Annotated in this window: 31 protein-coding genes; 14 read left to right on the forward strand and 17 right to left on the reverse strand. The window is 69.8% G+C overall.

Annotated elements, in window-relative coordinates:
* Nucleotides 1-5: 5 nt before the first annotated feature.
* The gene (locus AC5Y6X_RS07745) at nt 6-980 is read right to left on the reverse strand and encodes a proteasome assembly chaperone family protein (RefSeq protein ID WP_499985690.1); all 975 of its coding nucleotides are present in this window, start codon (nt 978-980) and stop codon (nt 6-8) included.
* 209 nt (nt 981-1,189) lie between these two features.
* Here AC5Y6X_RS07745 and AC5Y6X_RS07750 point away from each other — a divergent pair, with 209 nt between their 5' ends.
* Nucleotides 1,190-2,011: a trypsin-like serine peptidase gene (locus tag AC5Y6X_RS07750; protein ID WP_499985691.1), complete on the forward strand. Its 822-nt coding sequence runs from the start codon at nt 1,190-1,192 to the stop codon at nt 2,009-2,011.
* Here the strand turns inward: AC5Y6X_RS07750 and sthA are convergent, their stop codons facing one another.
* Complete coding sequence (sthA, locus tag AC5Y6X_RS07755; RefSeq protein ID WP_324680660.1) at nt 2,012-3,418, reverse strand: Si-specific NAD(P)(+) transhydrogenase; 1,407 nt, start codon at nt 3,416-3,418, stop codon at nt 2,012-2,014.
* 112 nt (nt 3,419-3,530) lie between these two features.
* On the opposite strand from sthA, the gene AC5Y6X_RS07760 reads away from it, so the two are divergent.
* The gene (locus AC5Y6X_RS07760; protein ID WP_499985693.1) at nt 3,531-4,595 is read left to right on the forward strand and encodes a DUF4192 domain-containing protein; all 1,065 of its coding nucleotides are present in this window, start codon (nt 3,531-3,533) and stop codon (nt 4,593-4,595) included.
* A gap of 24 nt (nt 4,596-4,619) precedes the next feature.
* Here the strand turns inward: AC5Y6X_RS07760 and AC5Y6X_RS07765 are convergent, their stop codons facing one another.
* The 3 genes from AC5Y6X_RS07765 to AC5Y6X_RS07775 form a co-directional block, all read right to left on the reverse strand.
* Nucleotides 4,620-5,309: an iron-dependent transcriptional repressor DtxR gene (locus AC5Y6X_RS07765; RefSeq protein ID WP_324680474.1), complete on the reverse strand. Its 690-nt coding sequence runs from the start codon at nt 5,307-5,309 to the stop codon at nt 4,620-4,622.
* A 132-nt stretch (nt 5,310-5,441) separates the two neighbouring features.
* The gene (sigB, locus tag AC5Y6X_RS07770) at nt 5,442-6,437 is read right to left on the reverse strand and encodes a sigma-70 family RNA polymerase sigma factor SigB (protein WP_324680472.1); all 996 of its coding nucleotides are present in this window, start codon (nt 6,435-6,437) and stop codon (nt 5,442-5,444) included.
* 119 nt (nt 6,438-6,556) lie between these two features.
* Entirely contained in the window at nt 6,557-7,027 is a 471-nt protein-coding gene (locus AC5Y6X_RS07775) for a DUF3099 domain-containing protein (RefSeq protein ID WP_499985695.1), read from the reverse strand.
* 63 nt (nt 7,028-7,090) lie between these two features.
* Here AC5Y6X_RS07775 and AC5Y6X_RS07780 point away from each other — a divergent pair, with 63 nt between their 5' ends.
* A complete protein-coding gene (locus AC5Y6X_RS07780) occupies nt 7,091-7,330 on the forward strand; it encodes a DUF3039 domain-containing protein (RefSeq protein ID WP_324680468.1) in 240 nt (79 codons plus the stop codon).
* Here the strand turns inward: AC5Y6X_RS07780 and AC5Y6X_RS07785 are convergent, their stop codons facing one another.
* Nucleotides 7,331-8,263 (reverse strand): YihY/virulence factor BrkB family protein, encoded by a 933-nt coding sequence (locus AC5Y6X_RS07785; protein ID WP_499985697.1) that lies wholly within the window; start codon nt 8,261-8,263, stop codon nt 7,331-7,333. It abuts the gene before it with no gap.
* A gap of 64 nt (nt 8,264-8,327) precedes the next feature.
* Nucleotides 8,328-8,513: a DUF7455 domain-containing protein gene (locus tag AC5Y6X_RS07790; RefSeq protein ID WP_076063742.1), complete on the reverse strand. Its 186-nt coding sequence runs from the start codon at nt 8,511-8,513 to the stop codon at nt 8,328-8,330.
* Between the two features lie 93 nt (nt 8,514-8,606).
* Here AC5Y6X_RS07790 and AC5Y6X_RS07795 point away from each other — a divergent pair, with 93 nt between their 5' ends.
* Entirely contained in the window at nt 8,607-9,026 is a 420-nt protein-coding gene (locus AC5Y6X_RS07795) for a DUF952 domain-containing protein (RefSeq protein ID WP_499985699.1), read from the forward strand.
* Here AC5Y6X_RS07795 and AC5Y6X_RS07800 read toward each other — a convergent pair.
* Nucleotides 9,002-9,388 (reverse strand): RidA family protein, encoded by a 387-nt coding sequence (locus AC5Y6X_RS07800; RefSeq protein WP_499985701.1) that lies wholly within the window; start codon nt 9,386-9,388, stop codon nt 9,002-9,004. The two genes, AC5Y6X_RS07795 and AC5Y6X_RS07800, sit on opposite strands and share 25 nt — an antisense overlap.
* A gap of 86 nt (nt 9,389-9,474) precedes the next feature.
* Between AC5Y6X_RS07800 and AC5Y6X_RS07805 the strand changes: the two genes are divergently transcribed.
* Nucleotides 9,475-9,888, forward strand: a complete 414-nt coding sequence (locus AC5Y6X_RS07805) for a nuclear transport factor 2 family protein (RefSeq protein ID WP_499985703.1) — start codon at nt 9,475-9,477, stop codon at nt 9,886-9,888.
* A gap of 18 nt (nt 9,889-9,906) precedes the next feature.
* On the opposite strand, the gene AC5Y6X_RS07810 is transcribed toward AC5Y6X_RS07805, so the two are convergent.
* Together AC5Y6X_RS07810 and AC5Y6X_RS07815 are read right to left on the reverse strand one after the other, a co-directional pair.
* Entirely contained in the window at nt 9,907-10,194 is a 288-nt protein-coding gene (locus tag AC5Y6X_RS07810) for a hypothetical protein (protein ID WP_499985705.1), read from the reverse strand.
* Between the two features lie 12 nt (nt 10,195-10,206).
* Complete coding sequence (locus tag AC5Y6X_RS07815; RefSeq protein WP_324680457.1) at nt 10,207-11,082, reverse strand: SAM-dependent methyltransferase; 876 nt, start codon at nt 11,080-11,082, stop codon at nt 10,207-10,209.
* Nucleotides 11,083-11,221: 139 nt separating this feature from the next.
* Here AC5Y6X_RS07815 and AC5Y6X_RS07820 point away from each other — a divergent pair, with 139 nt between their 5' ends.
* Nucleotides 11,222-11,836, forward strand: a complete 615-nt coding sequence (locus tag AC5Y6X_RS07820) for a TetR/AcrR family transcriptional regulator (protein ID WP_324680455.1) — start codon at nt 11,222-11,224, stop codon at nt 11,834-11,836.
* A gap of 52 nt (nt 11,837-11,888) precedes the next feature.
* Here AC5Y6X_RS07820 and AC5Y6X_RS07825 read toward each other — a convergent pair whose 3' ends face one another.
* Both AC5Y6X_RS07825 and ppgK read right to left on the reverse strand, forming a co-directional pair.
* A complete protein-coding gene (locus AC5Y6X_RS07825) occupies nt 11,889-13,490 on the reverse strand; it encodes an RNA polymerase sigma factor (protein WP_499985707.1) in 1,602 nt (533 codons plus the stop codon).
* A 177-nt stretch (nt 13,491-13,667) separates the two neighbouring features.
* Nucleotides 13,668-14,477: a polyphosphate--glucose phosphotransferase gene (gene ppgK, locus AC5Y6X_RS07830; protein WP_499985708.1), complete on the reverse strand. Its 810-nt coding sequence runs from the start codon at nt 14,475-14,477 to the stop codon at nt 13,668-13,670.
* Nucleotides 14,478-14,578: 101 nt separating this feature from the next.
* Between ppgK and AC5Y6X_RS07835 the strand changes: the two genes are divergently transcribed.
* The gene (locus AC5Y6X_RS07835; RefSeq protein WP_499985710.1) at nt 14,579-15,454 is read left to right on the forward strand and encodes an inositol monophosphatase family protein; all 876 of its coding nucleotides are present in this window, start codon (nt 14,579-14,581) and stop codon (nt 15,452-15,454) included.
* Nucleotides 15,455-15,463: 9 nt separating this feature from the next.
* Here the strand turns inward: AC5Y6X_RS07835 and cei are convergent, their stop codons facing one another.
* A complete protein-coding gene (gene cei / locus AC5Y6X_RS07840; protein ID WP_324680447.1) occupies nt 15,464-16,114 on the reverse strand; it encodes an envelope integrity protein Cei in 651 nt (216 codons plus the stop codon).
* A 190-nt stretch (nt 16,115-16,304) separates the two neighbouring features.
* Between cei and AC5Y6X_RS07845 the strand changes: the two genes are divergently transcribed.
* Nucleotides 16,305-16,607 carry a DUF4193 domain-containing protein gene (locus tag AC5Y6X_RS07845; protein ID WP_003919098.1) on the forward strand — a complete coding sequence of 101 codons (303 nt, stop codon included), beginning with the start codon at nt 16,305-16,307 and terminating at the stop codon, nt 16,605-16,607.
* Between the two features lie 6 nt (nt 16,608-16,613).
* On the opposite strand, the gene AC5Y6X_RS07850 is transcribed toward AC5Y6X_RS07845, so the two are convergent.
* Complete coding sequence (locus AC5Y6X_RS07850; protein WP_324680439.1) at nt 16,614-17,093, reverse strand: DUF3093 domain-containing protein; 480 nt, start codon at nt 17,091-17,093, stop codon at nt 16,614-16,616.
* Between the two features lie 25 nt (nt 17,094-17,118).
* Here AC5Y6X_RS07850 and dut point away from each other — a divergent pair, with 25 nt between their 5' ends.
* Both dut and AC5Y6X_RS07860 read left to right on the forward strand, forming a co-directional pair.
* The gene (dut, locus tag AC5Y6X_RS07855; protein ID WP_324680438.1) at nt 17,119-17,583 is read left to right on the forward strand and encodes a dUTP diphosphatase; all 465 of its coding nucleotides are present in this window, start codon (nt 17,119-17,121) and stop codon (nt 17,581-17,583) included.
* Nucleotides 17,583-18,302: a DUF3710 domain-containing protein gene (locus AC5Y6X_RS07860; RefSeq protein WP_324680436.1), complete on the forward strand. Its 720-nt coding sequence runs from the start codon at nt 17,583-17,585 to the stop codon at nt 18,300-18,302. Before dut ends, AC5Y6X_RS07860 begins: the two co-directional genes overlap by 1 nt.
* A gap of 13 nt (nt 18,303-18,315) precedes the next feature.
* Here AC5Y6X_RS07860 and AC5Y6X_RS07865 read toward each other — a convergent pair whose 3' ends face one another.
* Nucleotides 18,316-19,014, reverse strand: coding sequence for an alpha/beta hydrolase (locus AC5Y6X_RS07865; RefSeq protein WP_324680434.1), 699 nt, complete (start codon nt 19,012-19,014; stop codon nt 18,316-18,318).
* A gap of 134 nt (nt 19,015-19,148) precedes the next feature.
* On the opposite strand from AC5Y6X_RS07865, the gene AC5Y6X_RS07870 reads away from it, so the two are divergent.
* Together AC5Y6X_RS07870 and AC5Y6X_RS07875 are read left to right on the forward strand one after the other, a co-directional pair.
* Nucleotides 19,149-19,517: an OB-fold nucleic acid binding domain-containing protein gene (locus AC5Y6X_RS07870; RefSeq protein WP_324680432.1), complete on the forward strand. Its 369-nt coding sequence runs from the start codon at nt 19,149-19,151 to the stop codon at nt 19,515-19,517.
* Nucleotides 19,514-20,185 carry a DUF3159 domain-containing protein gene (locus AC5Y6X_RS07875; RefSeq protein WP_324680430.1) on the forward strand — a complete coding sequence of 224 codons (672 nt, stop codon included), beginning with the start codon at nt 19,514-19,516 and terminating at the stop codon, nt 20,183-20,185. The genes AC5Y6X_RS07870 and AC5Y6X_RS07875 overlap by 4 nt, the downstream gene beginning before the upstream one ends.
* Here the strand turns inward: AC5Y6X_RS07875 and AC5Y6X_RS07880 are convergent.
* Complete coding sequence (locus AC5Y6X_RS07880) at nt 20,182-20,856, reverse strand: potassium channel family protein (protein WP_324680428.1); 675 nt, start codon at nt 20,854-20,856, stop codon at nt 20,182-20,184. The two genes, AC5Y6X_RS07875 and AC5Y6X_RS07880, sit on opposite strands and share 4 nt — an antisense overlap.
* 4 nt (nt 20,857-20,860) lie before the next feature.
* Nucleotides 20,861-21,544: a potassium channel family protein gene (locus AC5Y6X_RS07885; protein ID WP_324680427.1), complete on the reverse strand. Its 684-nt coding sequence runs from the start codon at nt 21,542-21,544 to the stop codon at nt 20,861-20,863.
* Nucleotides 21,545-21,627: 83 nt separating this feature from the next.
* Between AC5Y6X_RS07885 and AC5Y6X_RS07890 the strand changes: the two genes are divergently transcribed.
* Both AC5Y6X_RS07890 and AC5Y6X_RS07895 read left to right on the forward strand, forming a co-directional pair.
* Nucleotides 21,628-23,622: an APC family permease gene (locus AC5Y6X_RS07890; protein ID WP_324680425.1), complete on the forward strand. Its 1,995-nt coding sequence runs from the start codon at nt 21,628-21,630 to the stop codon at nt 23,620-23,622.
* A complete protein-coding gene (locus AC5Y6X_RS07895) occupies nt 23,619-24,812 on the forward strand; it encodes a class I SAM-dependent RNA methyltransferase (protein WP_324680423.1) in 1,194 nt (397 codons plus the stop codon). The genes AC5Y6X_RS07890 and AC5Y6X_RS07895 overlap by 4 nt, the downstream gene beginning before the upstream one ends.
* Nucleotides 24,813-24,840 lie beyond the last annotated feature (28 nt).

The raw sequence follows: 24,840 nt of genomic DNA on the forward strand, positions 1-24,840 counted from the left end.
AGCGGTCAGCCCGAGTCGTCGTCCTCGGACCTCTTCTCGGCCTGCTGGGCCAGGAACCGCTCGAACTCTGCGCCAATCTCGTCGCCGCTAGGCAGGTCCTCGTCGCGAGTCAGTAACGACCTGTTCGCCTGAGCGTCGATGAAGGCATCGTACTGGCGCTCGAGGGCGGCCACCACTTGGGCCACTTCCGCGCTGGCCTCGACCTGCTCGTCGATCTTGGCCCGGATCTCCGCCGCCGCCTCGGTCAGCGCCGACAGCGGGAGTTCCAGCGACCCGGTCTTGGCCACCTGCTCGAGCAGCGCCTGCGCCGCGGCGGGGTAGTCGGTCTGCGTCAGGTAGTGCGGCACGTGCACGGTGAACCCGACGACCTCGTGACCGTGCTGGGCCATTCGGTATTCGAGCAGGTTCGACGCGCTGCCGGGGACCTGGATCTCGGAGATCCACGGCTGGAAATCGGCGATCAACTCCCTGCGGTTGGAGTGCGCCGTCAGGGTGATCGGCCGGGTGTGGGGGACCGCCATCGGGACGGTGCCCAGGCCGATGGTCTGCCGCACGCCGAGGCGCTCGGCCAGCAGGCGCACCGCGGTGACGAAACGCTCCCACTTGAGGTCGGGCTCCATGCCGGCCAGCAACAGAAACGGGGTGCCGACGCTGTCGCGCAGGGCGTACAGGCTCAGCTCCGGATCGTCGTAGTCGGTGAAGTGATCGGTCTTGAACGTCATCAGCGGCCGCCGCGAGCGGTAGTCCAGCAATTCGTCGATCGCAAACGACGCGACCAGCTCGGTGTCCAGCGCCGCCTTCAAATGGGTGGCGGCCAGCCGTATCGCGTGTCCGGCGTCGGAGAACCCTTCCAGGGCATGGACCAGCACCGGGCCGCGGCCGTCGGACGTCGACAACTGCGGTGCCGGGAACTCGAGCTCGTACATGCCGGGCTGCCCTGGCTGGTACAGCCCGTCGTCCCGGCTTTGATCGTGGGCCATCGGGTTGCCTCCTTTCGGGGGTTTCTCCAGGGTGCCCCTACCAGTGTCCCCCAAATCGATAGGCACCAATAAACGAAACGCAGTGGCGCCGGAACGTAATCTCGGCGGCACGCCCGCGCCCCGCGCGGAGTTTGCCAGCAAATCTACCAACACCCGGCGTCGCGTCGAATTGTGCTTGCCAGTGCGCCGTCAGGCATGATTGCAGTCAAATGCGCGTGCCGATTGTGTTGCTGTGTCCGGTGATCGGGGTGGCGGCGTTGCTGACGTCGTGCAGCCGTCCCGCCGACCCCGCGGCGAAACCGACCGTGTCCGTGCCCGTGGCCACCGGGCCGTTGGTGCAGCGGCTCAGCCAGCCCCAACAGAAGTCCGTCGCGGGCCAGGTGGACCCGGACCGCCGGGTGGGGGCCATCTTCATCGACAAGGGGCCGCTGCACGTGTGCACCGGGTCGGTCGTGCACTCGGCGACCGGGAACCTGATGATCACCGCGGCGCACTGCCTGGCCGGGGCCGCCCAGCTGTCCTTCGCGCCCGGCCTGATGGGCGATCCCGCGCCCGCGAACGTGTGGAAGGCCGACGCCGTCTACCTGGATCCGCGCTGGCTGGCCAGCAAGGACCCGCACGCGGACTACGCGATCGCGCGGGTCAGCAACGACGCCGGTGTCTCGGTCGAGTCCCACGTGGGCCTGGCGCTGACGCTGGGCACCGCGCCGCCGCCCGGCAGCCACGTCACGGTGATGGGCTATCCGGCCGGCGTGGGCGGCTCGCCCATCGGCTGCCAGGCCACCACGTCGATCAACGACGCCGGGTTCCCCTCGCTGGTGTGCGAGGGGATGGTCGACGGCACCAGCGGCGCGCCGTGGGTCAGCGGCACCACGCTCACCGGGCTGATCGGTGGTTTCGAGCGCGGTGGCTGCGCGGCGAACGTGTCATACTCGGCGCCGTTCGACGCGCAGACCGCGCAACTGCTGGCCCGCGCCGAGGCGGGCGGGCCCGGTGACCCGGTGCCCAACGACCTCGACGACAGCTGCTGATCAGCGGCGGAACTGGGACAGCTCCCGCATCTTGTTGGTCACGTCGAGCGCGGCGACCTTGTAGGCCTCCGAGAACGTCGGATAGTTGAACACCGCGTCGACGAGGTAGTCGACCGTCCCGCCGCAGCCCATCACGGCCTGCCCGATGTGCACCATCTCGGTGGCGCTGGTGCCGAAGATGTGCACCCCCAACAGTTTTCGGTCGTCGGTGGACACCAGCAGCTTGAGCATGCCGTAGGAGTCCCCGGCGATCTGGCCGCGGGCCAGCTCCCGGTACCGGGCCACCCCGACCTCGTAGGGGATCGCGTCCTTGGTCAGCTCCACCTCGGTGGCCCCGACGTAGGAGATCTCGGGAATCGAGTAGATGCCGATCGGCTGCAGCTCGGTGATGCCGTCGCACGCCTCGCCGAACGCGTGGTAGGCGGCCAGCCGCCCCTGTTCCATCGACGTCGCGGCCAGCGCCGGGAAGCCGATCACGTCGCCGACGGCGTAGATGTGCTCCACCTTGGTCTTGAACCTGTCGTCGACCCAGATCCGGCCGCGCCCTTCGACTTCCAGGCCGGCGTTGTGCAGGTCGAGGTGGTCGGTCTGGCCCTGGCGCCCCGCGGAGTACATGACCGTCTCGGCGGGAATCTGCTTGCCGCTGGCCAGGGTGGTGACGGTGCCGGCGGAGCCGACGTCGACCGCGGTCACCTCCTCGCCGAACCGGAACGTCACCGCCAGGTCGCGCAGGTGGAACTTCAGCGCCTCCACCACCTCGGGGTCACAGAAGTCGAGCATGTTGTCCCGCTTTTCCACGACGGTGACCTTGGTGCCCAGCGCGGCGAACATCGATGCGTACTCGATGCCGATCACACCCGCGCCGACGACCACCATCGAGGCCGGCAGCGACTTGAGGTCGAGGATCCCGTCGGAGTCCAGCACCCGCTCCTCGTCGAACTCGACCCCGGACGGCCGGGCCGGCCGGGTGCCGGTGGCGATGACGATGAATTCGCCTGTGACGGTGGTCATTTCGCGGCGGCCCGGGTCTTCGATGACGATGGTGTGCGGGTCGACGAATCGGCCGTGCCCGAGCAGCAGGTCGATTCGGTTGCGCATCAACTGGTTGCGCACCACGTCGACCTCCTTGCCGATCACGTGCTGGGTGCGGGCCAGCAGGTCGGCCGGGGTGATCCGGTCCTTCACCCGGTAGCTCGCCCCGTAGAGCTCGCGCTGGTTCATCCCGGTGAGGTAAAGCACCGCCTCGCGCAACGTCTTCGACGGGATCGTGCCGGTGTTGACGCAGACGCCGCCGAGCATGCGGCCGCGTTCGATGATCGCCACGGATTTGCCCAGCTTGGCCGAGGCGATGGCGGCCTTCTGGCCGCCGGGTCCCGACCCGATGACGACGATGTCGTACTCCTGCATCGAACCCATGGATAGACGATAAGGCTCACAGTCGAGACTTTCTCCACAGACGGCCGGCTCGGTCACCTCCGGCGCGCACGGCCCGACGGTGGTGGCCGCCAGCGTTGGGCCCATGACGACGCATGGACGAGATTTCGACCTGAACCTGAACCACCCCGGCGCGCTGATCGCCGCGCTGCCGGCCGTTCTCGGCTTCGTCCCGGAGAATTCGTTGGTCCTGGTGTCGGTGAGCGACGGCGAGCTGGGGTCGGTGCTGCGGGTCGACCTGTCCGAGAAGCTCGCCGACCGGATCGCGCACCTCGCCGAGGTCGCCGCCGCGGCCGCGCCCGAGGCCGCGATCGCGGTCATCGTCGACGCCGAAGGCGCGCACTGCCCGCAGTGCAACGAGGACTATCGGCAGCTGAGCACGGTGCTCACCGAGGAGCTGTCGCGGCACGACATCGTCGTGTGGGCGGTGCACGTGGTGGACCGGGTGGCCGCGGGCGGGCGCTGGCACTGCGTGGACGGCTGCGGTTCGGCCGGCGCGGTGGACGACCCGACGGCCTCCCCGCTGGCGGCCGCGGCGGTGCTCGACGGCCGGCGGCTGTATCCGCGCCGCGCCGACCTGCAGGCCGTCGTCGCGGCCGACGAGCGGGCGCAGCGCCCCGAGCTGGCGGCCTCGGTCGCCGAACGGGCGACCGCGCGCCGGGCCGCTCACGACGCCGATCCCGCGGGGCGCACCCGTTGCGACGTGGAGAACGCAATGGCCGCGGCCGCCCGGGTGGCCGGTGGTCAGCCGCTCCCCGACGCCGACCTGGCCGAGCTGGGCTGCGCGCTGAGCGACCCGGAGGTGCGCGACATCCTGTACGCCCTCGCGGTCGGCGAGAACGCCGGGGCGGCCGAGTCGCTGTGGGCGGCGCTGGCGCGCGCCCTGCCGCTGCCGTGGCGCGTCGAGGCGCTGGTGTTGCTGGCGTTCAGCGCCTACGCGCGTGGCGACGGGCCGCTGGCCGGGGTGTCGCTGGACGCCGCGCTGCGCTGCGCGCCGGACCACCGGATGGCGGGCATGCTGGACATGGCGTTGCAGTCCGGGTTGCGGCCCGAGCAGATCCGTGAGCTCGCGGTCACCGGGTACCGGCTGGCGAAGCGGCTCGGCGTGCGGCTGCCGCCGCGGCGGGGCTTCGGCCGGCGCGCGGGATAGCCGCTGTGCGTGAACCGGTGCGCGTCAGACCTTCTCGACCTTGACCGCGTGCGCCATCTCGTGCGGCAGGGTGACGTTTTCGTGGCCCGGGATCAGGATGGTCACGCCGGCGGGGCCGGTCTCGACGGTCACCCGGGCGTTGGGCACCACGCCGGCGTCCTTGAGCCGGGTGATCAGGTCGATGTCGCCCTGGACGTGCTCGGTGAGCTGGCGCACGACCACCGCGACCGGCGACCCGGCGGGCAACTCGGTCAACCGGACCAGGTCGGCGTCCTCGGCGCCCGAGTCCGGGCCCACGCCCAGGTCCAGCAGCCCGGGGATCGGGTTGCCGAACGGGGAGGTGGTGGGGTGGTTGAGCACCTTCACCAGCCGGCGCTCGACGTCCTCGCTCATGACGTGTTCCCACCGGCACGCCTCGGCGTGCACCTCTTCCCACGGCAACCCGATGACGTCGACGAGCAGTCGCTCGGCGAGGCGGTGCTTGCGCATCACGGCGACGGCCAGGGCCCTGCCCTTGTCGGTGAGCTCCAGGTGGCGGTCGCCGGCGACGTGGAGCAATCCGTCCCGCTCCATGCGGGACACGGTCTGGCTGACGGTCGGCCCGCTCTGGTCGAGCCGTTCGGCGATCCGGGCGCGCAGCGGCGTGACGCCCTCTTCCTCGAGGTCGTAGATCGTCCGCAGATACATCTCGGTGGTATCAACCAGCTCGTTCATCCAGCACCCTCCGTTGACGCTGAGTCTACTTGGCCAGCTGCGCGAATGGGTCCAACGCGTCCCAGGCAAGCAGTATGCCCGCCGCTGCTGCGACGGGCATACTGTCTGCTACCTGGCTCTGGGTTGGCGGGGTCAGCTCGCGTACGACCGTAGCCGATCGGCGCGTTCCCCGTTGCGCAGTTTGGCCATCACGTCCCGCTCGATCTGACGCACCCGCTCGCGCGACAGACCGAACAGCTTGCCGATCTGGTCCAGGGTGCGCGGCTGGCCGTCGTCCAGACCGAAACGCAACCGGATCACCTGATGCTCACGCTCGTCGAGGGTGGCCAGCACGCTGCGGATGTCGGTGTGCAGCAGCTCGGCGATCACCGCGTTCTCGGCGGACATCGCCTCGGCGTCCTCGATGAAGTCGCCCAGCGGGGCCTCCTCCTCGGAGCCGACCGGCATGTCCAGGCTCACCGGGTCGCGGCTGTGCTCGAGCAGATCGTTGATCTTCTCGACCGGAATGCCGGATTCGGCGGCCAGTTCCTCGTCGGTGGCCTCGCGCCCGAGGTTCTGGTGCATCTCCCGCTTGATCCGCGCCAGCTTGTTGACCTGCTCGACGAGGTGGACCGGCAGCCGGATGGTGCGGCTCTGGTCGGCCATGCCGCGGGTGATGGCCTGACGGATCCACCACGTGGCGTACGTCGAGAACTTGAATCCCTTTGTGTAGTCGAACTTTTCCATCGCGCGGATCAGGCCCAGGTTGCCCTCCTGAATGAGGTCCAGCAGCGGCATGCCCCGGCCCGTGTAACGCTTGGCCAGCGAAACCACCAGGCGCAGATTCGCTTCCAGCAGGTGACGGCGCGCGGCCTCGCCGTCGCGCACGACGGCCGCGAGATCGCGTTTGCGGTTCTCGCCGAGGCGCTTACGGGTTTGCAGCAGGTGCTCGGCGTAGAGCCCGGCCTCGATGCGCTTGGCGAGTTCTACCTCGCCCGCGGCGTTGAGCAACGCGGTCTTACCGATGCCGTTCAGGTAAACGCGCACGAGGTCCGCCGCGGGGCTTTGAGCATCCAGATCGCCGTCAATCCTGCTAGTGGTGGCCCGTGTTTCGGCCATAGCGACCTCCCGATTGGCTTGTACTGTCATGTCCTTTAACGACAGGTCCGCCCTTGGAGTTCCCGCGGATTCGGCATCTCACACGACTTGACGTGCACAAATGTGCCGCCGACCTGAGAATGTCCTGAGAAGTCCGGTCCGGCGCCCGGTCAGCCGGAACCCATGCCGGAACCCGCGTCGTAGTCCGCGTCGCCGTCCGGGCCCGCGTGCGGCAGCGGATGCCGGCGAGCCTCGAGCGCGGGCCGCTCGGCGGTGGGGAACAGCGGGGTGCGGCGGCGCGCGCTGTCGAACCGCCGGGGCTCGTCGGCGCGGCGCGGCGGCCGGTCGTTGGCGATCAGCACGGCCATCCACGGCAGCGGCACCGACGCCGCCACGATCAGCAGTGAGATCAGGCCGTTGTGCCAGGCGCCGTAGGCCAGCGCGGCGAAGACGAGCGCCGGAACCCGGAACGCCATCAGGGTGAGGTATTTGCGGACCCGCGCGCGGTGCTGCTCTTCGTACGACGGTGCGGCGGCGGTGATCAGCACCGGCCGGGCCTTGTTGCGGTCGAAGTCGTCGAACCTGTCGAAGTTTCCGGACCCCGAACCGGAGCCGCGCGTCATTCCTCCACTGTCCCACACGCGCTCGACTCCGGCTCGGCCGGTTTGGCGACCGGCGGCGCGCGGTGTTGCACAATGTGAGGTATGCAGACCCAGACGATCGAACGCACCGAGACCGACGAACGCGTCGACGACGGGACCGGCAGCGATACCCCCAAATACTTCCACTACGTCAAGAAGGACAAGATCGCCGAGAGCGCGGTCATGGGCAGCCACGTGGTGGCGTTGTGCGGCGAGGTGTTTCCCGTCACGCGGGCGGCCAAGCCGGGCTCACCGGTGTGCCCGGAGTGCAAGCAGATCTACGACCGGCTCAAGAAGGGCTGATCAGCCCGGCGGCTGCGCCGCGCCCGCGCGGGCCAGCAACCAGTTGCGCAGCCGGTGCGCGTGCGTGGCCGGCGCCGGGAACTCCTCCTGGATGGCGGCGTTGAGCTCGGCGCCCAGCATGATGGCGAAGCCGCCGAAGAACGCGAACAGCAGGAACGCGATCGGGGTGGACAGCGCGCCGTAGGTGTAGCCGGTGCTGGTGATCCACCTCAGGTAGACCCGCAGGCCCAGCGTCGCGGTCACGAAGAACGCCGTCGCCAGCACGGCGCCGAACGCCAGCCGGTGGGTGGGCAGCGGCACCGGCAGCGACACCCGGTACAGCAGCACGATCCCGAGCATCAGGCCGAGGATCAGCGCGGGGTAATAGCCGTAGCGCAGGATGTTGGCCAGGCTGTACGGGATGTGCTCGCTCACCTTGCGCGGGCCCACCACCATCACCGGCGCGGCACACACCACGAACACCAGCATCACCACGTAGAGAAACAGCGCGAAGAACCGCTGCCGCACCGGGTGCCGCAGGGGAGTCTGGTCGTGGGCCGCCACCACGGCGTCGACGTATGCCGAGATCGCCGACGACCCCGCCCACAGCGAGATCACGAAACCCAGCGACACCACCTCGCCCCGGGCGTTGGCGGTGACGTCGCGGATGGTGGGCTCGATGATCTCGTTGACCACGCTCGGCGAGAAGAAGCTGTGCGCGGTGGACAGGATGCTTTTCTCGATCGACGGCAGCGTGTCCCGGCCGAACAGCGGCGCCACATAGGCCAGGCTGCCCAGCATCCCCAGCAGCAGCGGCGGCAGCGACAGCGCCGACCAGAAGCCGGCCTGCGCCGACTCGGAAAAGATCGAGTCGTCCCAGCTCTTGGAGAGGGTCCTGCGGCTGATTCGCCAGATGTGATGGCGGGACGGCCTCGCGGCGACCTGATCGCTCATAGGGGTCCAGCATTACCGATGACGGCGCCGGCGCCCCACATTGCAGATGGGTGAGTTCGCGGACCTAGTTGCCGCTGACCTCCAGCACCGCGGAAAGCTCGGTCAGCTTCGCCTCGTGCTCGTTGGCGTGGTGCTGGCAGAAGAGAAGCTCGGCCCCCGAAGGCAGCTTGGCACGGACGCGAGCCGCGGCACCGCAGCGGTCGCAGCGGTCCGCTCTGGTCAGCTCGGGACTGGTCAAAGTTGCGTTCATGGCTTCTCCCATTTTTTCGTACATTCACTGTCTCAGACGTATCCGGTTTTCGCGTTGTTCCCCGACCGTTATCGGGTGTGTCGTTTCTCACGGATGCGTCATCTGCTGCAGGCACCCGCCTTAAGCTGGCCCGACGTGACGTCCGCTCCCGGCATCCTGGTGCACCTGTGCGGCGCCGAAGAGTGGGCCGCCGCGCGCGCCCGCGGCGAGATCCGGCCGTGCGCCGGGGACCGGTTCATCCATCTGTCGACGCCCGAGCAGGTGCATCTGCCGGCCAACCGGCTCTACCGCGGCCGCGACGACCTGGTCCTGCTGCGCGTCGATCCGGCCCTGCTGGACTCGCCCGTGCGCTGGGAGCCGGGCGTGGCAACCGATCCCGAGCCGATGGTGTTCCCGCATCTGTACGGCCCGCTCCCGGTGCGCGCTGTGACGAGGGTCACGGACTATCCGCCGGGGGCGGACGGTGCCTTCCCGCCCATCGCGGGACCTCAGGAGGCGGGGGAGTCGACGTAGGCGTCGGCCTCGACCTCGACCAGCAGGCCGGGAGCGATCAGCGCGGCGACCTCCACCATGGTGGCGACGGGACGCACGTCGCCGAAGACTTCCGCGTGCACCGCGGCGACCTCGCGCCAGCGGGCGATGTCGGTGACGTAGATGCGGGTCCGGATCACGTCGGTGAGCGCGGCGCCGGCCTGCCGGAGCGCAATCTCGATGCGGCGCAAGGCATCTCGGGTCTGCGCGGCGATGTCGCCCGCCGGTCCGGCGCCGGTCGTCCCCGCCACCGCCACGTGCGGGCCGGCGCGTACCGCGCGCGAGTAGCCGACCACCGATTCGAATTCGGATTCGGACGAGACAAGTTTGCGGTCGGCCGGCATGCGGTCACAGTAGCCGACCAAACACGTTGGACGACACCGAATTAAGCTCGGCGGCAACCGGGACCGCCCGGCGGAGGGAGCGAGCGATGGCCAATCCCGGCATCTCCGAGGACGCGCTGCTCGCGCAGGAGGCGCGCTTCGCGCGGGCGTTCGCCGCCGGCGACCCCGAGACCGCGCGAGAGCTCTATTCGCCCGACGTGGTGTACGTCAGCCCGACGGTGCGGCTCTTCGACTGGCCCGACCGGATCGACGGCGTCGACCGCACGCTCGAGTTCATCGCGCTCACCATCCGCGGCTGCGCCGACATCCGCTACGAGGTGACCGAGCACGCCATCGCGCCGGGCGGGGACGTCGCGTTCGTGCGCGTGCAGTTCGACTGGACGTCGGGTGCGCACCGCCTGCGCTCGACGTACGTGGTGGTCTACCGCTACCGCGACGGGCTGATAGCCCGCCAGGAGCTCTATTACGACCCGAGCGGGGCGCTGCAGCGAGTCGGTTGAGCGCCAACGCACTGCCGGTCATTGGATTTGATGCGGCCCGAACCATACGCCCTCCGGGGAGCCGATCGCGCCGGCCCGCTCGCGCGCGGTCGCCAATTCTTTGGAAGCGGCGAATCTACGGGCCTTGGCAAGGTCGTGCATATCCATCACGACGATGACGGTGTTCGCGTCCTCGGCGTCGACGTAGGTCCCGGTCACCACCAAACCGTGCTCACGGCGCACCGCATCCAATTCAGGGTCGCGGAAAACGGCGTTCCACTGCTCGGTACTGCCGACTTTTTGTTTGACGAGCATGACTCCTGCCACGATGAATCCTCCTTAGCGCGTTCGGTTTTCAGGCCGGCGTCTGGTGGCGGCGACCAGCCAGCCGCGGCCGGCCGCATCGTTGTGGGGGTCGAAGGCGGGCGGGGCAGGACGGCCGTATTCGGCGGCAAGCTGTGCAATGTCGCGCACCTCGGCGTGCCAGCCGCGCCGTTGCAGCCAGGTCCCCAGATCGTCGCCCGGACCGCCCCGCCACAATGCGACGAGTTCGGGTGAGATCGCGGTGAGCGCGGCGCGAAGCAGTGGCGAATCCTCGTTGTGGTCGAAGGCCAGGGTGCTTCCCGGCGCCGAGCACGCGCTGATGCGATCGAGAAACACGTCGGCGGCATCGGGTTCGAGAGCGTATAGGATCCCTTCGGCCAGCCAGGCCGTGCGCTTGTGCGGATCGAACCCGGCCTCGAACAGCCTTGCGGGCCAGTCGGTTCCCAAATCCACTTGCACTGCGACCCGATGACACCGCGGCTGCGCGTGCAGCTCGTCCAACACGGCCGACTTGAACCGTAAGACCTCGGGCTGGTCGGCTTCATAGATCGCGGTGCCGGCCGGCCAGGCGAGGCGAAACGCGCGGCTGTCCATGCCGCAGGCCAGCAGGACGACCTGGGTGATGCCCGTGCCGGCGGCATCGGCCAGTGCTTGGTCGAGAAAGCGGGTACGCACCGCGACCTGCCCGGCCATCAGCTCAAGGAATTTCGGGCCGGCACCGGTGCCGGCCCACGGCGAGCCGTCGGGATGGGCGCGGTCGACAAACGCTTGCGCGTACGGATCGTCGAACAGCCGGTCGGTGCGGCGGCTTTCCCGCGCGCGCAGCAGTGCGACACCGAGGGAGGTGGCGCCGATGCCGGTCGGCGCCGGCGTGTGTGGCTGATCAGCCATGTGGGTCACCCACTTTCGAGCCCGTGCGTGAACCGAACGGTATGTCTACAGCTGTAGACATACAAAATGTTAGTCCCGTATGGGAATGATGTCTACAGTTGTAGATAAACTCGCGTGGATAAGACTCGATGGAGGCGGCATGTCGCGCACGGTCAATCGGGCAGGCCCGGAAGCGAGCGCCCCGCCGCGTCGCAGCGCCGCCGCCACCCGGGCACGCCTTCTGCAGGCCGCTCGCGAGCAGTTCTTGCGCCAGGGTTATCGGGCTACCTCACTGCGCGCCATCGCCGCACAAGCCGGCGTCGACGTGATGCTGATCAGGCGCTACTTCGGGTCCAAGCGAGAGCTCTTCACCGAGGCCACCGATATCTCGGGCAATGTTCCCGCCGCCCGGGCCGCCGCGGATCACGCGGTGGGGCAGCTGCTGATCGACCGAGTCCTGCAAGCCCGTCGCGATATCGACGCCCCGCTGTTCGCGCTGCTGCGCTCGAGCGGGGATCCCGAGGTCGTCGCACGGCTCAACCAGCAGATCGAAATCGGTATCACCCGCAACCTGTCCGACCGCATCATCGCCGACCAACCGCGACTTCGCGCCGACATGGTCACCGCACTGCTCCTGGGCATCGGCGTGCTGCGCGTGCTGCTCAACAAGGAGCCCATCGCCACCGCCGACGATCGCGACATCGCCGCCATCTTCAGCGCGGCATTCCACAGCCTCACCAAACTGCCCGGCGCCGACGAGTCGGCAGCGTCGTAGGTTTCGCGGTCGTTCGGCGCCGCGATCGCTCGCGTACGCCTACGCCCAAATCTCAGTCCAGGTAGTCGCGCAGCACCTGAGAACGGCTGGGGTGGCGCAACTTTGACATCGTCTTGGACTCGATCTGGCGGATGCGCTCGCGGGTGACGCCGTACACCTGCCCGATCTCGTCCAGGGTGCGGGGCTGGCCGTCGGTGAGGCCGAAACGCAGCCGTACTACACCGGCTTCGCGCTCGGACAGCGTCTCGAGCACCGATTGCAGCTGGTCTTGCAGCAGCGTGAACGACACCGCGTCGACGGCCACCACCGCCTCGCTGTCCTCGATGAAGTCGCCCAGCTGGCTGTCGCCCTCGTCGCCGATGGTCTGGTCCAGCGAGATCGGCTCGCGCGCGTATTGCTGGATCTCGAGCACCTTTTCGGGCGTGATGTCCATTTCCTTGGCCAGCTCCTCGGGCGTGGGCTCGCGGCCCAGGTCCTGCAGCAGCTCGCGCTGGATGCGGCCCAGCTTGTTGATCACCTCGACCATGTGCACCGGGATGCGGATGGTGCGGGCCTGGTCGGCCATGGCGCGGGTGATGGCCTGGCGGATCCACCACGTCGCGTAGGTGGAGAACTTGTAACCCTTGGTGTAGTCGAACTTCTCGACCGCGCGGATCAGGCCCAGGTTCCCCTCCTGGATCAGGTCGAGGAACGCCATGCCGCGGCCCGTGTAGCGCTTGGCCAGCGACACCACCAGCCGCAGGTTGGCTTCCAGCAGATGGTTTTTCGCGCGGTCGCCGTCGCGGCAGATCCACATCATGTCCCGGCGCTGGGCGGCGGGCAGCTTGTCGCCGCGCTCGGCGTGCTCGGTCATCAGCTGGGTGGCGTACAGGCCGGCCTCGATCCGCTTGGCCAGCTCGACCTCTTCCTCCGCGTTGAGCAGCGCCACCTTGCCGATCTGTTTCAGGTAAGCGCGAACCGAGTCCGCCGACGCGGTGAGCTCGGCGTCCTTGCGGGCCTGACGCAACGCCTCGGATTCGTCCTCGTCCCAGACGAAATCGCCTGAGGCCTTGTCCTTTTCGCTGGGCTCGGCGAGCTCCTCCTCGTCATCGGCCGCCGCCTCGACCGCCGCGACCGGGACCGCCTCGGCGTCGCCCGGCACGATGTCGGTGTCGTCGGCCGCGACTTCTTCCTCCAGGTCGTCGAGGTTGAGGTCGGCGGCGTCGATTTCGATGTCTGGCTCGCTGAGGTCGGGTTCGGCGTCGAAGTCTTCGGCCGCGTCGACGTCGACGGCCTCGACTTCGGGATCCGCCGGGGCGGCCTTCTTGGTGGACTTGGCGGACTTGGCCGACGCTTTCGTCCCGCGGCCCGACGGCGCCTTCGCCGGCGCGCCCTTCGCCGGTGCGCTCTTGGCCGGTGCGCTCTTGGCCGATGCGCGGGTCTTCTTCGCGGCGCCGGCGGCCTCGCCCGTGGTGGGCTTGGCCCGCGTCGCCGGCTTCGTGGCCGTCGTCGGCTTGGTGGCGGTCGCGGACTTGGCGGCGCGCGGCGCCGACTTGGTGGCCCGCTTCGCCGGCGCGGAGCCGTTGGCCTTTGCCGCCGGCCGCTTAGCGGGGGACTTCGTGGCGGTGCGTTTCGCCGGCGCTTCGGTTGCCGTGCTGGCCTTGCTCGCTGCCACTTACACCCCTTCGGTTGGACTCACTTCCGGTGGGTCTGGGCATGGTGAACCGAAAGTGTCTGCTATGTCGAATGTCGGCGTTGATCTCAGCGCGAGTACTCGCACGCTATCGGTCGGGCGTTCGCCGAGGACCATTGTAACGACAGTGCGTGCTCATACCGTCCCACCGGGCAAAATTCAGTGCGTCACGTCCGAGGTGGAGGCCATCGCCGCGCCGACGATGCCGGCCGTGTTGAGCAGGGCCGCGGCCACCACCGGCGTGCGGTTACCGAGCAGCGGCAGCCATTTGTCGGCCTTGCGGCTGATGCCGCCGCCCGCGATGAACAGGTCGGGCCACGTCGCGTTCTCGATGGCGACCAGCACCCTGGTCACCTGCTTGGCCCACTTCTCGTAGCTCCAGCCCTTGCGCTCCTTGACCGACGACGCCGCGCGTTGCTCGGCCTCCTTGCCGCCGACCTCGAGGTGCCCGAACTCGGTGTTGGGTATCAGCGTGCCGTTGTGGATCACCGCCGACCCGATCCCGGTCCCGAACGTCAGCAGCACCACCAGGCCGGAGTGGCCTTTGCCCGCCCCGTACCGTTCCTCGGCCAGGCCGGCCGCGTCGGCGTCGTTGAGAACCGTAACCTCCTGGCCGTTCAGCTCGGCGCCGATGATGTCGCGCGCGTTGGTCCCGATCCACGACTTGTCCACGTTGGCCGCCGTGTGGACGATGCCGTGGGTGACGACGCCGGGGTAGGTCACCCCGAGCGGGCCGGTCCAGCCGAACTCGTTGACGACCGCCGCGATGGTCTTGGCGACGGCCTGGGGGGTGGCCGGTTGCGGGGTCAACAGCTTGACGCGGTCGCCGATCAACTGCCCGGTGTCCATGTCGACGATCCCGCCCTTGATTCCGCTGCCGCCGACGTCGATGCCGAAGCCACGACGTTGCGGCGCGCCGGCGGCCGGGCCGGTGCCGGGCGTGTCCGTGCTCGAGTCGGTGCTGGTCATCGGATCTCCTCGGCGAGACTTGGGCTGTGACTCACCATAGCCCGGGGGCCGCGCAGGTTGGCGCGTCCGCGCGGCCGTGGCGGCTGTGATGCGATAGACGCGTGACGGCCTATGACGACGACCCCGCGCCGCTGCGTTCGGTCGCCGAGACCCTGGCCGTCGAGGCCGCCGGTTTCGTGCGTGCGCGCCGCGCCGAGGTGTTCGGCGCCGCGGCGGGCGACACCGGCAACGGAGCGGTGCGGTCGAAGAGCACCCCGACCGATCCGGTGACGGTGGTCGACACGGAGACCGAACGGCTGCTGCGCGACCGATTGGCCCAATTGCGGCCCGGGGAGCCGATTCTCGGCGAGGAGGGCGGCGGGCGCCCCGACCCCGCGGCCACCCCCGACGGCACCATCACCTGGGTGCTCGACCCCATCGACGGGACGGTGAATTTCGTCTACGGCATCCCGGCCTACGCGGTGTCGGTCGCGGCGCAGGTGGACGGCGTGTCGGTGGCGGGCGCGGTCGCCGACGTCGTCGCCGGCCACGTGTATTCGGCGGCGAGCGGCCTGGGCGCCCATGTCACCGACGAGGCCGGGACGCGCGCACTGCGCTGCAGCGCCGTCGACGATCTGTCGATGGCGTTGCTGGGCACCGGATTCGGGTATTCGAGGCGGCGCCGCACCGTCCAGGCGGCGCTGCTGGCGCGGCTGCTGCCGGTGGTCCGCGACGTGCGCCGGATCGGTTCCGCGGCACTGGATTTGTGCATGGTCGCCGCGGGCCGGCTGGACGCGTTCTACGAGCACGGGCTGCAGGTTTGGGACTCCGCCGCGGCGGCGCTGATCGCGGCCGAGGCGGGCGCCCGGGTGCTGCTGCCGCCGCCGAGCGGGCCGGTCGGCGGCGCGGGACTGGTGGTGGCCGCCGCCCCCGGAATCGCCGACGAGCTGCTGGCGACCCTCGAGCGATTCGACGGCCTGCAGCCCATCCCCGGCTGACCCGGCGGGTCAGCAGCTGCTGGCGTGGATCTTTTGCAGCAGCGCGGGATCCGACGGCTCCGAGGCGCCGGGGCGCAGGCCGGCGAGCACGGCGTCGATGTCGTCGTTGTGGGCCAGGCCGGAGAAGTCGGTGCCGACGGCGAGGTCGACGCTGTCGTCGGCGCGGTTGTCGTTGAACAGTTCGGTGCACGGCGCCACCAGCCACACCGCCGCGGCGGCGGCCTGCCCGGCCGTCCCGAACCGGATCTGGCCCGGGCAGTTCAGCCGGGCGCCCGCGTACAACGGGTCGTTGGCGGCGGTCGGCGCGGCGAAGCCCAGGTCCTTCATCGCCCCGGCCACGTCGGCGGCCTGGCCGCCCCGGCCGCTGGCGTTGAGCACGCGCACCTTGGTGTCGGCGAGCTTGGCGGGCGCGACGTCGGCCATCGCGGATCGCGACATCTGCTCACCGAGCTGCGGCGCCGCCGCCCCCTCCTTCTGGGGAGGCGGATTGCACACCGCGACCTCATGGACCCTGGCCGGCCGGGTCAGCGCGATGGTCCACGCCACGCCCGTCACCAAAACCAGGAGGACCAGCACCACGATCGCGGGCCGGGGATTGCGTCGCCGAAAGGGCCGGCCGTGCTTGTCAAACGCGGTACCCTCGGTGATTTGTGCGACCACAGGTGGCACTCTAGCGGCACGCAAACGCACTGTTTGAAGCCGAACATAAGGGTCAATCCGGGGGTGTGACGTAAATCACAACTTAATGGACTACGATCCGGGCACGAATCATTTGGTGGATGCGTTCGACGCTGGTACAAAGCGTTCCTTGAAGTAACGCGGGGAACGCGGGCATAGAGGGGATAGGACGATGCCTACCGACTATGACGCTCCACGGCGCACCGAGACGGACGACGTCTCGGAGGACTCGCTGGAGGAGCTCAAGGCGCGACGGAACGAAGCGGCTTCGGCCGTCGTCGACGTGGACGAATCCGAATCCGCCGAGTCCTTCGAACTGCCCGGCGCGGACCTGTCCGGTGAAGAGCTGTCGGTCCGCGTCATCCCGAAGCAGGCCGACGAGTTCACCTGCTCGAGCTGTTTTCTGGTGCAACACCGCAGCCGGCTCGCCAGCGAGAAGAACGGCGTGATGATCTGTACCGACTGCGCGGCCTGAGCCGGGTCAACTGCGCAATGCCGACAGCACCCGCTCCGGGTGACGGCAGCTCACCAGCCAGTACGGCGTGGGGTCGTCTGGATCGTCGAGGACCAGGAGAATCATCGGGCCGACCCACGCCCGGTGCAGCACATAGGCCGCCGGGTCGAGCTGCCTGCCCAGCGCCGCCGATTTTGCCGAGCGCGCCACCTCCGCGGAGCGGGCGATCACGGTGACCGGTAGGTGCGCCTGGCCCGCCCACAGCTCGACCCCGGCCTCCGGGCCGGCGGTGACCTTGATCTCGATGCGGCCCAACCACAACAGCGCCGCGGCCGCCACCGCGAACAGCGCGACGAACGGCAGCCACGGGGGTAAGGAGCGAACGCCGAGGTTGACTTCGTATGCGACGAGGCCGGCCAGCCCCAGGCCCAGCGGCCACCACCACCACGGAACCCACAGTCGTTCGCGATATCGCACACTGTGCGGCGCGACGCGCGTACCGGACACGCGGTCAAGGGTAATCTGTGGCCCCGTGTCGACCAGTCTGGCTGTTGTCCGTCTCGATCCCGAACTCCCGCTGCCCAGTCGCGCGCACGACGGCGACGCGGGGGTCGACCTGTACAGCGCGGAAGACGTGAAGCTGGAACCCGGGCAGCGCGCCCTGGTGCGCACGGGCGTGGCGGTCGCCGTCCCGCACGGGATGGTCGGCCTGGTGCACCCGCGCTCGGGATTGGCTGCGCGCGTGGGCCTTTCGATCGTCAACAGCCCGGGCACCATCGACGCGGGCTATCGCGGCGAGATCAAGGTCGCGCTGATCAACCTCGACCCGGGTGAGCCCATCGTGGTGCATCGCGGCGACCGCATCGCCCAGCTGCTGGTGCAGCGGGTCGAGCTGGTGGAGTTGGTGGAGGTCTCGTCGTTCGATGAGGCCGGGCTGGCCGAGACGACCCGTGGCCACGGCGGCCACGGTTCCTCCGGCGGACATGCGAGTTTGTGATGGCAGCGTTGGGTAAAGGTTCAGGCAAGGACGACGAGGCCCCGGTCGAGCGCAACGACGACGAGCTGGAGGAGCTCGAGGGGCCGTTCGACATCGACGACTTCGACGACCCGTCCGTGGCGGAGCTGGCCCGGCTCGACCTGGGCTCGGTGCTCATCCCGATGCCCGAAGGCGGGCAGCTGCAGGTCGAGTTGACCGAGACCGGTGTCCCCAGCGCGGTGTGGGTCGTCACGCCCAACGGCCGTTTCACCATCGCCGCCTACGCGGCGCCCAAGACGGGCGGGCTGTGGCGCGAGGTGGCCGGCGAGCTCGCCGACTCGCTGCGCAAGGACTCGGCCAAGGTCAGCATCAAGGACGGCCCGTGGGGCCGGGAAGTGGTCGGCGTCGCCTCCGGCGTGGTGCGCTTCATCGGGGTCGACGGCTACCGCTGGATGATCCGCTGCGTCGTCAACGGGCCGCACGAGACCATCGAGGCGCTGGAGCAGGAGGCGCGGGAGGCGTTGGCGGACACCGTGGTTCGCCGCGGCGACACCCCGCTGCCGGTGCGGACGCCGCTGCCGGTGCAGCTGCCCGAGCCGATGGTCGAGCAGCTGCGGGCCGCGGCCGCGCAGCAGGCCCAGCAACAGGAGGGGGCCCAACCGCCGCCCGGCGAGCCCGCCGCGCGGCGCAGCGCCGAGGGCTCGGCGATGCAGCAGCTGCGCACCACGACCGGGGGATAGGTCCCGCAACGGGCTACGCGTCGGCGAGCGCGGCCAGGCAGGCCGCCCCCAGCGCGGCGGCGTCGTCGCCGATCTGGTCGAGCGTCACCGTCCGCAGGGCCGCGCGCGGCGCGGCGCCCACCCAGTCGATGCCGACCTGCAGCGGGTGGATCGGGTCGTCGACGGCGGCGACCACCCCCAGCGGCACGGCCAGGCGGGCCAGCTCGGCGCGGCTGGGCGCGACGTAGGCCGCGGCCTCTTCCATCGCGTCGGGCAGTCGCGGCCACTGGGCCTGCCACGAGCGGGCCAACTCCTCGGCCAGCCAGCGTGGGCTGGAGGCCCGCATCTGTGCGGTCGTCGCCGCCAAACCGTGCGTTCGCAGCTGGCATGCGGAATGCCGCGCGGCCAGCGCCGCCGGGGCCGTACCCGGGGCGCCGGCCCAGGCCGGCAGGGCGGCCAGGACGGCGACCACGCGGTCGGGATGCGCGAGCGCCCACGCCGTCGCCACCGCGGCACCGATCGACACGCCGCCCACGGCGATCGGGCCGTCGCGCCCGGCGTCGTCCAGCGCGGAGAGGTAGCCGTCGATCAGCCGGTCCGGCCGCGGCGCCGGGGCCACCAGCGACGCGCCGGCCTCCCGCAACGGTCCGGAAAACGCCCGGTAGACGTAGTCGTCGTCGGATCCGGTGCCGGGCAACAGCGCGGTGGTGACACCGCGCAGATCGACAACCACCCCTCGATAGTGCCCGCCGCCGGAGGGTCGCCAAAATCACGGTTTGTTGGGGTTGGCGCCGGGGAACCAACAGGTCTACGGTGTCCGTTGGCATAAGACGGAAGCGCCGTAGCTTTAGCAGTCAGGAGCGGCCAATGGGGGCCCAAGGATATCTGCGTCGGCTCACCCGTCGATTGACGGAGGACCCGGAACAACTCGACTCCGAGGAGCTGTCCGACGAGGTCGCAAGCACCGGCGCGCAGCGCGTGATCGATTGCGAGCGCGGCCAGGAAGTCACCATGGTGGGCACGCTGCGCAGCGTGGAATGTAACGGCAAGGCCTGCGCGGGCGGGGTCCGCGCCGAACTGTTCGACGGCACCGACACCGTCACCCTGGTGTGGCTGGGGCAACGCCGCATCCCCGGCATCGACTCGGGCCGCACCCTGCGGGTGCGCGGCCGGCTGGGAAAGCTGGAGAACGGGGCCAAGGCCATCTACAACCCGCACTACGAAATTCAGCGGTGAGCGTTCCCGGCCAAACCAGCAATCGCACCACGCTGGAACGCCTGCTGGAGCAGGCGGGCGGGGTGAGCGGGGTCGTCTACTCGTCGCTGCCGGTGGTGACCTTCGTCACGGCTTCCTCCCTCTTCGGCCTGCTGCCCGCGGTCGGGTCGGCGCTGGCCGTGGCCACGCTGGTCCTGCTGTGGCGGCTGATCCGGCGCGATTCCCCGAAGCCGGCGTTTTCCGGGTTCTTCGGCGTCGCCTTCTGCGCGGCCATCGCCTACGCGATGGGGGAGTCGAAAGGCTACTTCCTGCTTGGCATTTGGGGGTCGTTGTTCTGGGCGGTGGTGTTCGCGCTGTCGATCCTGGCCCGCCGCCCCGCGGTCGGCTACGTGTGGACCTGGGCCAGCGGGCGCGATCACGGTTGGCGCGCCGTGCCCCGGGCGGTGTACGCGTTCGATTTCGCCACGCTCGGCTGGATGTTGGTGTTCGGCGCCCGGTACGTGGTTCAGCAGCAGCTCTACGACGCCGGCCGGACCGGTTGGCTGGGCGTGGCGCGGATCGGGATGGGCTGGCCGCTGACCCTGCTGGCCGCCGCCGCGACCTACGCGGCGATCAAGGCCGCCCAGCGCGCCATGTCCACGGCCGCCGGTGCCACTGTCGCGGTCGAGGCCGACCACCCGGTCGACTAGGGCGCGGGCGGGGCGGCCGGCAGCAGCAGCTTGCGCAGGTCCTCCTCCACCTCGGTGACGGCGACGAACAGCAGCTCGTCGCCGCCCTCCAGCGGCTCGTCGGCCTCCGGCACGATCACCCGCGTCCCGCGCAGGATCGTCACCAGCGCCGCGTCGCGGGGCAGCTGCAACCTGCGCACCGGCTTGCCGCCCCACGGCGTGTCGTCGGGCAGGGTGATCTCGACCAGGTTGGCCTGACCCTTGCGGAACTCCATCAGCCGCACCAGGTCGCCGACGGCGACGGCCTCCTCGATCAGCGAGGCCAGCATCCGCGGGGTGGACACCGCCACGTCGACGCCCCAGGCGTCGGTGAACAGCCATTCGTTGCGGGGGTCGTTGACCCGCGCCACCACCCGGGGCACCGCGAACTCGGTCTTGGCCAGCAGGCTGAGCACCACGTTGACCTTGTCGTCGCCGGTCGCGGCCACCACCACGTCGAAATCCTCCAGATGCGCCGACTCCAGCAGGCTCAGCTCGCAGGCATCGCCCAGCCGCCAGTGCGCGGCCGGGATCGCGTCGACGTCGACGTGTTCGGGGTTGCGCTCGATCAGCGTCACGTCGTGCCCGTTGCCGATCAGCTCGCGGGTGACCGAGCGGCCCACCGCGCCGGCCCCGGCGACAACTACCTTCATGGCTTCACCGGCCCCCTCCCGACTCGAGGTCCTCGCCGGGCGGCAGTGCGGCGATGGCCACCGCCTCGGCGGCGCGGCCGGATATCGCGGCGATGTAGACCTGGTCGCCGGCCTGGATGATGGTCTTGGGCTCCGGCAGCACACCGGTCCCGAACCGGATCAGGAACGCCACCCGAGCGCCCGTGGCCTGCTCCAGGTCGGTGGCCCGGTGCCCCACCCAGTCCTCGTGCAACACCACCTCGGAGACGGTGACGGTGCCGGTCGGATCGCGCCACTTGGCGGTCTCGCTCTCCCGGGTCAGCGCGTTGAGCAGCCGGTCGGTGGTCCAGGGCACGGTGGCGATCGTGGGGATGCCGAGGCGCTCGTAGACCTCGGCACGCTTGGCGTCGTAGATCCGGGCGACCACGCGCTTGACGCCGAACGTCTCCCGGGCCAGTCGGGCCGAGATGATGTTGGAGTTGTCCCCGGACGACACGGCGGCGAAGGCGTCGGCCTCCTCGATGCCCGCGCTCAGCAGCACATCCCGGTCGAATCCCTGGCCCAGCACGCGCTCACCGGCGAACTCCGGGCTCAGCCGGTTGAACGCGGCGCTGTCGCGGTCGATGACGGCGACGTCATGCCCGATCCGGGACAGCCCGTCGGCCAGGGAGGAGCCCACCCGGCCGCACCCCATCACAACCACCCGCACTTGAGGCCTCCCGGCTGGGTTCTGCGTGTTCCTGCAATCGGCAACGCTACCGGCAAACCGGGGTGGGCTTACCCTTGGCTCTCGTGTCCAAACTTTCGACCGCCGCGCGCCGGTTGCTCATCGGCCGGCCGTTTCGCAGCGACCGGCTGAGTCACACGCTACTGCCCAAGCGGATCGCCCTGCCGGTGTTCGCCTCCGATGCCCTGTCCTCGGTGGCGTACGCACCGGAGGAGGTCTTCCTGATGCTCTCGGTGGCCGGCGTGACCGCGTACGCGCTGACGCCGTGGATCGGCCTCGCGGTGGCCGCGGTCATGTTGGTCGTGGTGGCCAGCTACCGGCAGAACGTGCACGCCTACCCGTCGGGCGGGGGTGACTTCGAGGTGGTCACCACCAACCTCGGCGATACCGCCGGCCTCGTCGTCGCCAGCGCCCTGATGGTGGATTACGTTCTGACCGTTGCCGTTTCGACGGCGTCGGCGATGTCGAACATCGGCTCGGCGATCCCGGTCGTGGCTCAGCACAAGGTGTTCTTCTGCGTGGCCGCCATCCTGCTGGTGATGTCGTTGAACCTGCGCGGGGTTCGCGAGTCGGGGGTGGCGTTCGCGATCCCGACATACGCGTTCATCGTCGGGGTGCTCGTCATGATCGGCTGGGGCCTGTTCCGGATCTTCGTGCTCGGCGACCCGCTGCGGGCCGAGTCCGCGAGTTTCCAGATGCACGCCGAGCACGGCCAGATCGTCGGTTTCGCGCTGGCGTTTCTGGTGGCGCGGTCGTTCTCCTCGGGATGCGCGGCGCTGACCGGTGTCGAGGCGATCAGCAACGGGGTGCCGGCGTTTCAGAAACCCAAGTCGCGCAACGCCGCGACGACGCTGCTGATGCTGGGCGGCATCGCGGTGACCCTGCTGATGGGCATCATCGTGCTGGCCGAGAAGATCGGGGTGCAGCTCGTCGAGGATCCGGCACGCCAACTGAGCGGTGCCCCGCCGAACTACTACCAGAAGACGCTGGTCGCGCAGCTGGCCGAGACCGTGTTCGGCAGCTTTCACCTCGGCTTTCTGCTCATCGCCACGGTGACCGCGCTCATCCTGGTGCTGGCCGCCAACACCGCGTTCAACGGGTTCCCGGTGCTGGGATCGGTGCTGGCGCAACACAGTTACCTGCCCCGCCAGCTGCACACCCGCGGGGACCGGTTGGCGTTCTCCAACGGGATCCTGTTCCTGTCGGGGGCGGCGCTGCTGGCGATCATCGCGTTCCGCGCCGAGGTGACCGCGCTTATCCAGCTGTACATCGTCGGCGTGTTCATCTCGTTCACGCTGAGCCAGATCGGCATGGTCCGGCACTGGACACGGTTGCTGCGCACCGAGACCGATCCGCGGACGCGGCGCAAGATGATGCGCTCGCGGATCGTCAACACGATCGGGTTGCTGTCCACCGGCGCGGTGCTGCTGGTCGTGCTGATCACCAAGTTCGTCGCCGGCGCGTGGATCGCGTTGTTCGCGATGGGCCTGCTGTTCGGGCTCATGAAGCTGATCCACCGCCATTACCACACCGTCAGCAGGGAATTGGAGGAACAGGCGGCCGCCCAGCACGACGTCGTGCTGCCCAGCCGCAACCACGCCCTGGTGCTGGTGTCGAAGTTGCACCTGCCGACGCTGCGCGCGCTGGCGTATGCGCGCGCCACCCGGCCCGACGTGCTCGAGGCCCTCACCGTCAGCGTCGACGACGCCGAAACGCACGAACTGAAGCACAAGTGGGAGGAGAGCGACATCAGCGTGCCGCTGAAGGTCATCGCCTCGCCGTACCGTGAAATCACCCGTCCGGTGCTCGATTACGTCAAGCGGGTCAGCAAGGAGTCGCCGCGGACCGTGGTGACGGTGTTCATCCCCGAGTACGTGGTGGGGCATTGGTGGGAGCAGGTGCTGCACAACCAGAGCGCGCTGCGGCTCAAGGGCCGGTTGCTGTTCATGCCCAACGTGATGGTCACTTCCGTGCCCTGGCAACTGAGTTCGTCGGAGCGGCTCGAGGCGTTCCACCCGCACGCGGCGCCCGGCGACGCCCGTCGGGGAATCTTCGATTGAACACCGACCTCACGCTCGTCACCGGCGCCCCCGCCAACGGCGGCAGCTGCGTGGCCCACCACGAGGGCCGGGTGGTGTTCGTCCGCTACGCGCTGCCCGGCGAACGGGTTCGGGTGCGCGTCACCGCGGATCGCGGCTCTTATTGGCACGCAGAGGTTTTCGAGGTGATCGAGCCGTCGGCCGACCGGATCCCGCCGCTGTGCCCGATCGCCGGGGTGGACGGCGCCGGCTGTTGCGATCTGGCGTTCGCCGCCCCGGAGGCGGTGCGGGCGCTCAAGGCGCACGTGGTGGCCAACCAGCTGGAGCGGCTGGGCGGACACCGCTGGAGCGGGGAGGCCGAGCCGCTCTCCGACGGCGGTCCCACCGGTTGGCGCACCCGGGTCCGGCTCGACGTGGGCCCCGACCGTCGCCCCGGTTTTCACCGCTACCACAGCGATGAGCTGGTGACCGACCTGCGGTGCGCGCAGTTGCCGGACGGGATGCTGGACGGGCTGACGCGGGCGTGCTCGGAGGCGGACCTGACGCCGGCCGCGCAGCTGCACGTGGCCGTCGACGACGACGGCGAGCGCCATGTGGTGCGGACCCTGCGGCAGGGCGGACGGACCGCGACCAAGGTGGTCGAGGGCGGCTACGAGGCGATGCAGCGGGTGGGCTCGCGCAGCTGGCGGGTGCCGGTCACGGCGTTCTGGCAGGCGCACCGGGGCGCGGCGGACGTCTACAGCCGCCTGGTCGCCGACTGGGCACAGCCCGGCACCGGCGCGACGGTGTGGGATCTCTACGGCGGTGCGGGCGTGTTCGCCGCGGCGCTGGCCGACGCGGTGGGGGAGTCCGGGCGGGTGCTGACCGTGGACACCTCGCGCGCGGCGACCCGGGCCGCGCGCGCCGCGCTGGCCGATCTGCCGCAGGTCGACGTCGTCACCGACTCGGTGCGCCGGGCGCTGAAGGGGCAACGGGCCGGCGCCTCAGTGGCGGTGCTGGACCCACCGCGCTCGGGCGCCGGGCGTGACGTCATCGACCTGCTGGCCGCAGCCGATGTCCCCCGGGTGGTGCACATCGGCTGTGAGGCAGCGTCTTTCGCGCGCGATATCGGGCTGTACCTGGGCCACGGTTACCGGGTCGAGAAGATCACCGTGTTCGATGCGTTTCCCCTGACCCATCACACCGAATGCGTTGCGCTGCTGACACGCTAGGGCTTCGAGCCCGCGTCGCGATCCCGCC

Source organism: Mycobacterium sp. NGS26, from assembly GCF_059813025.1.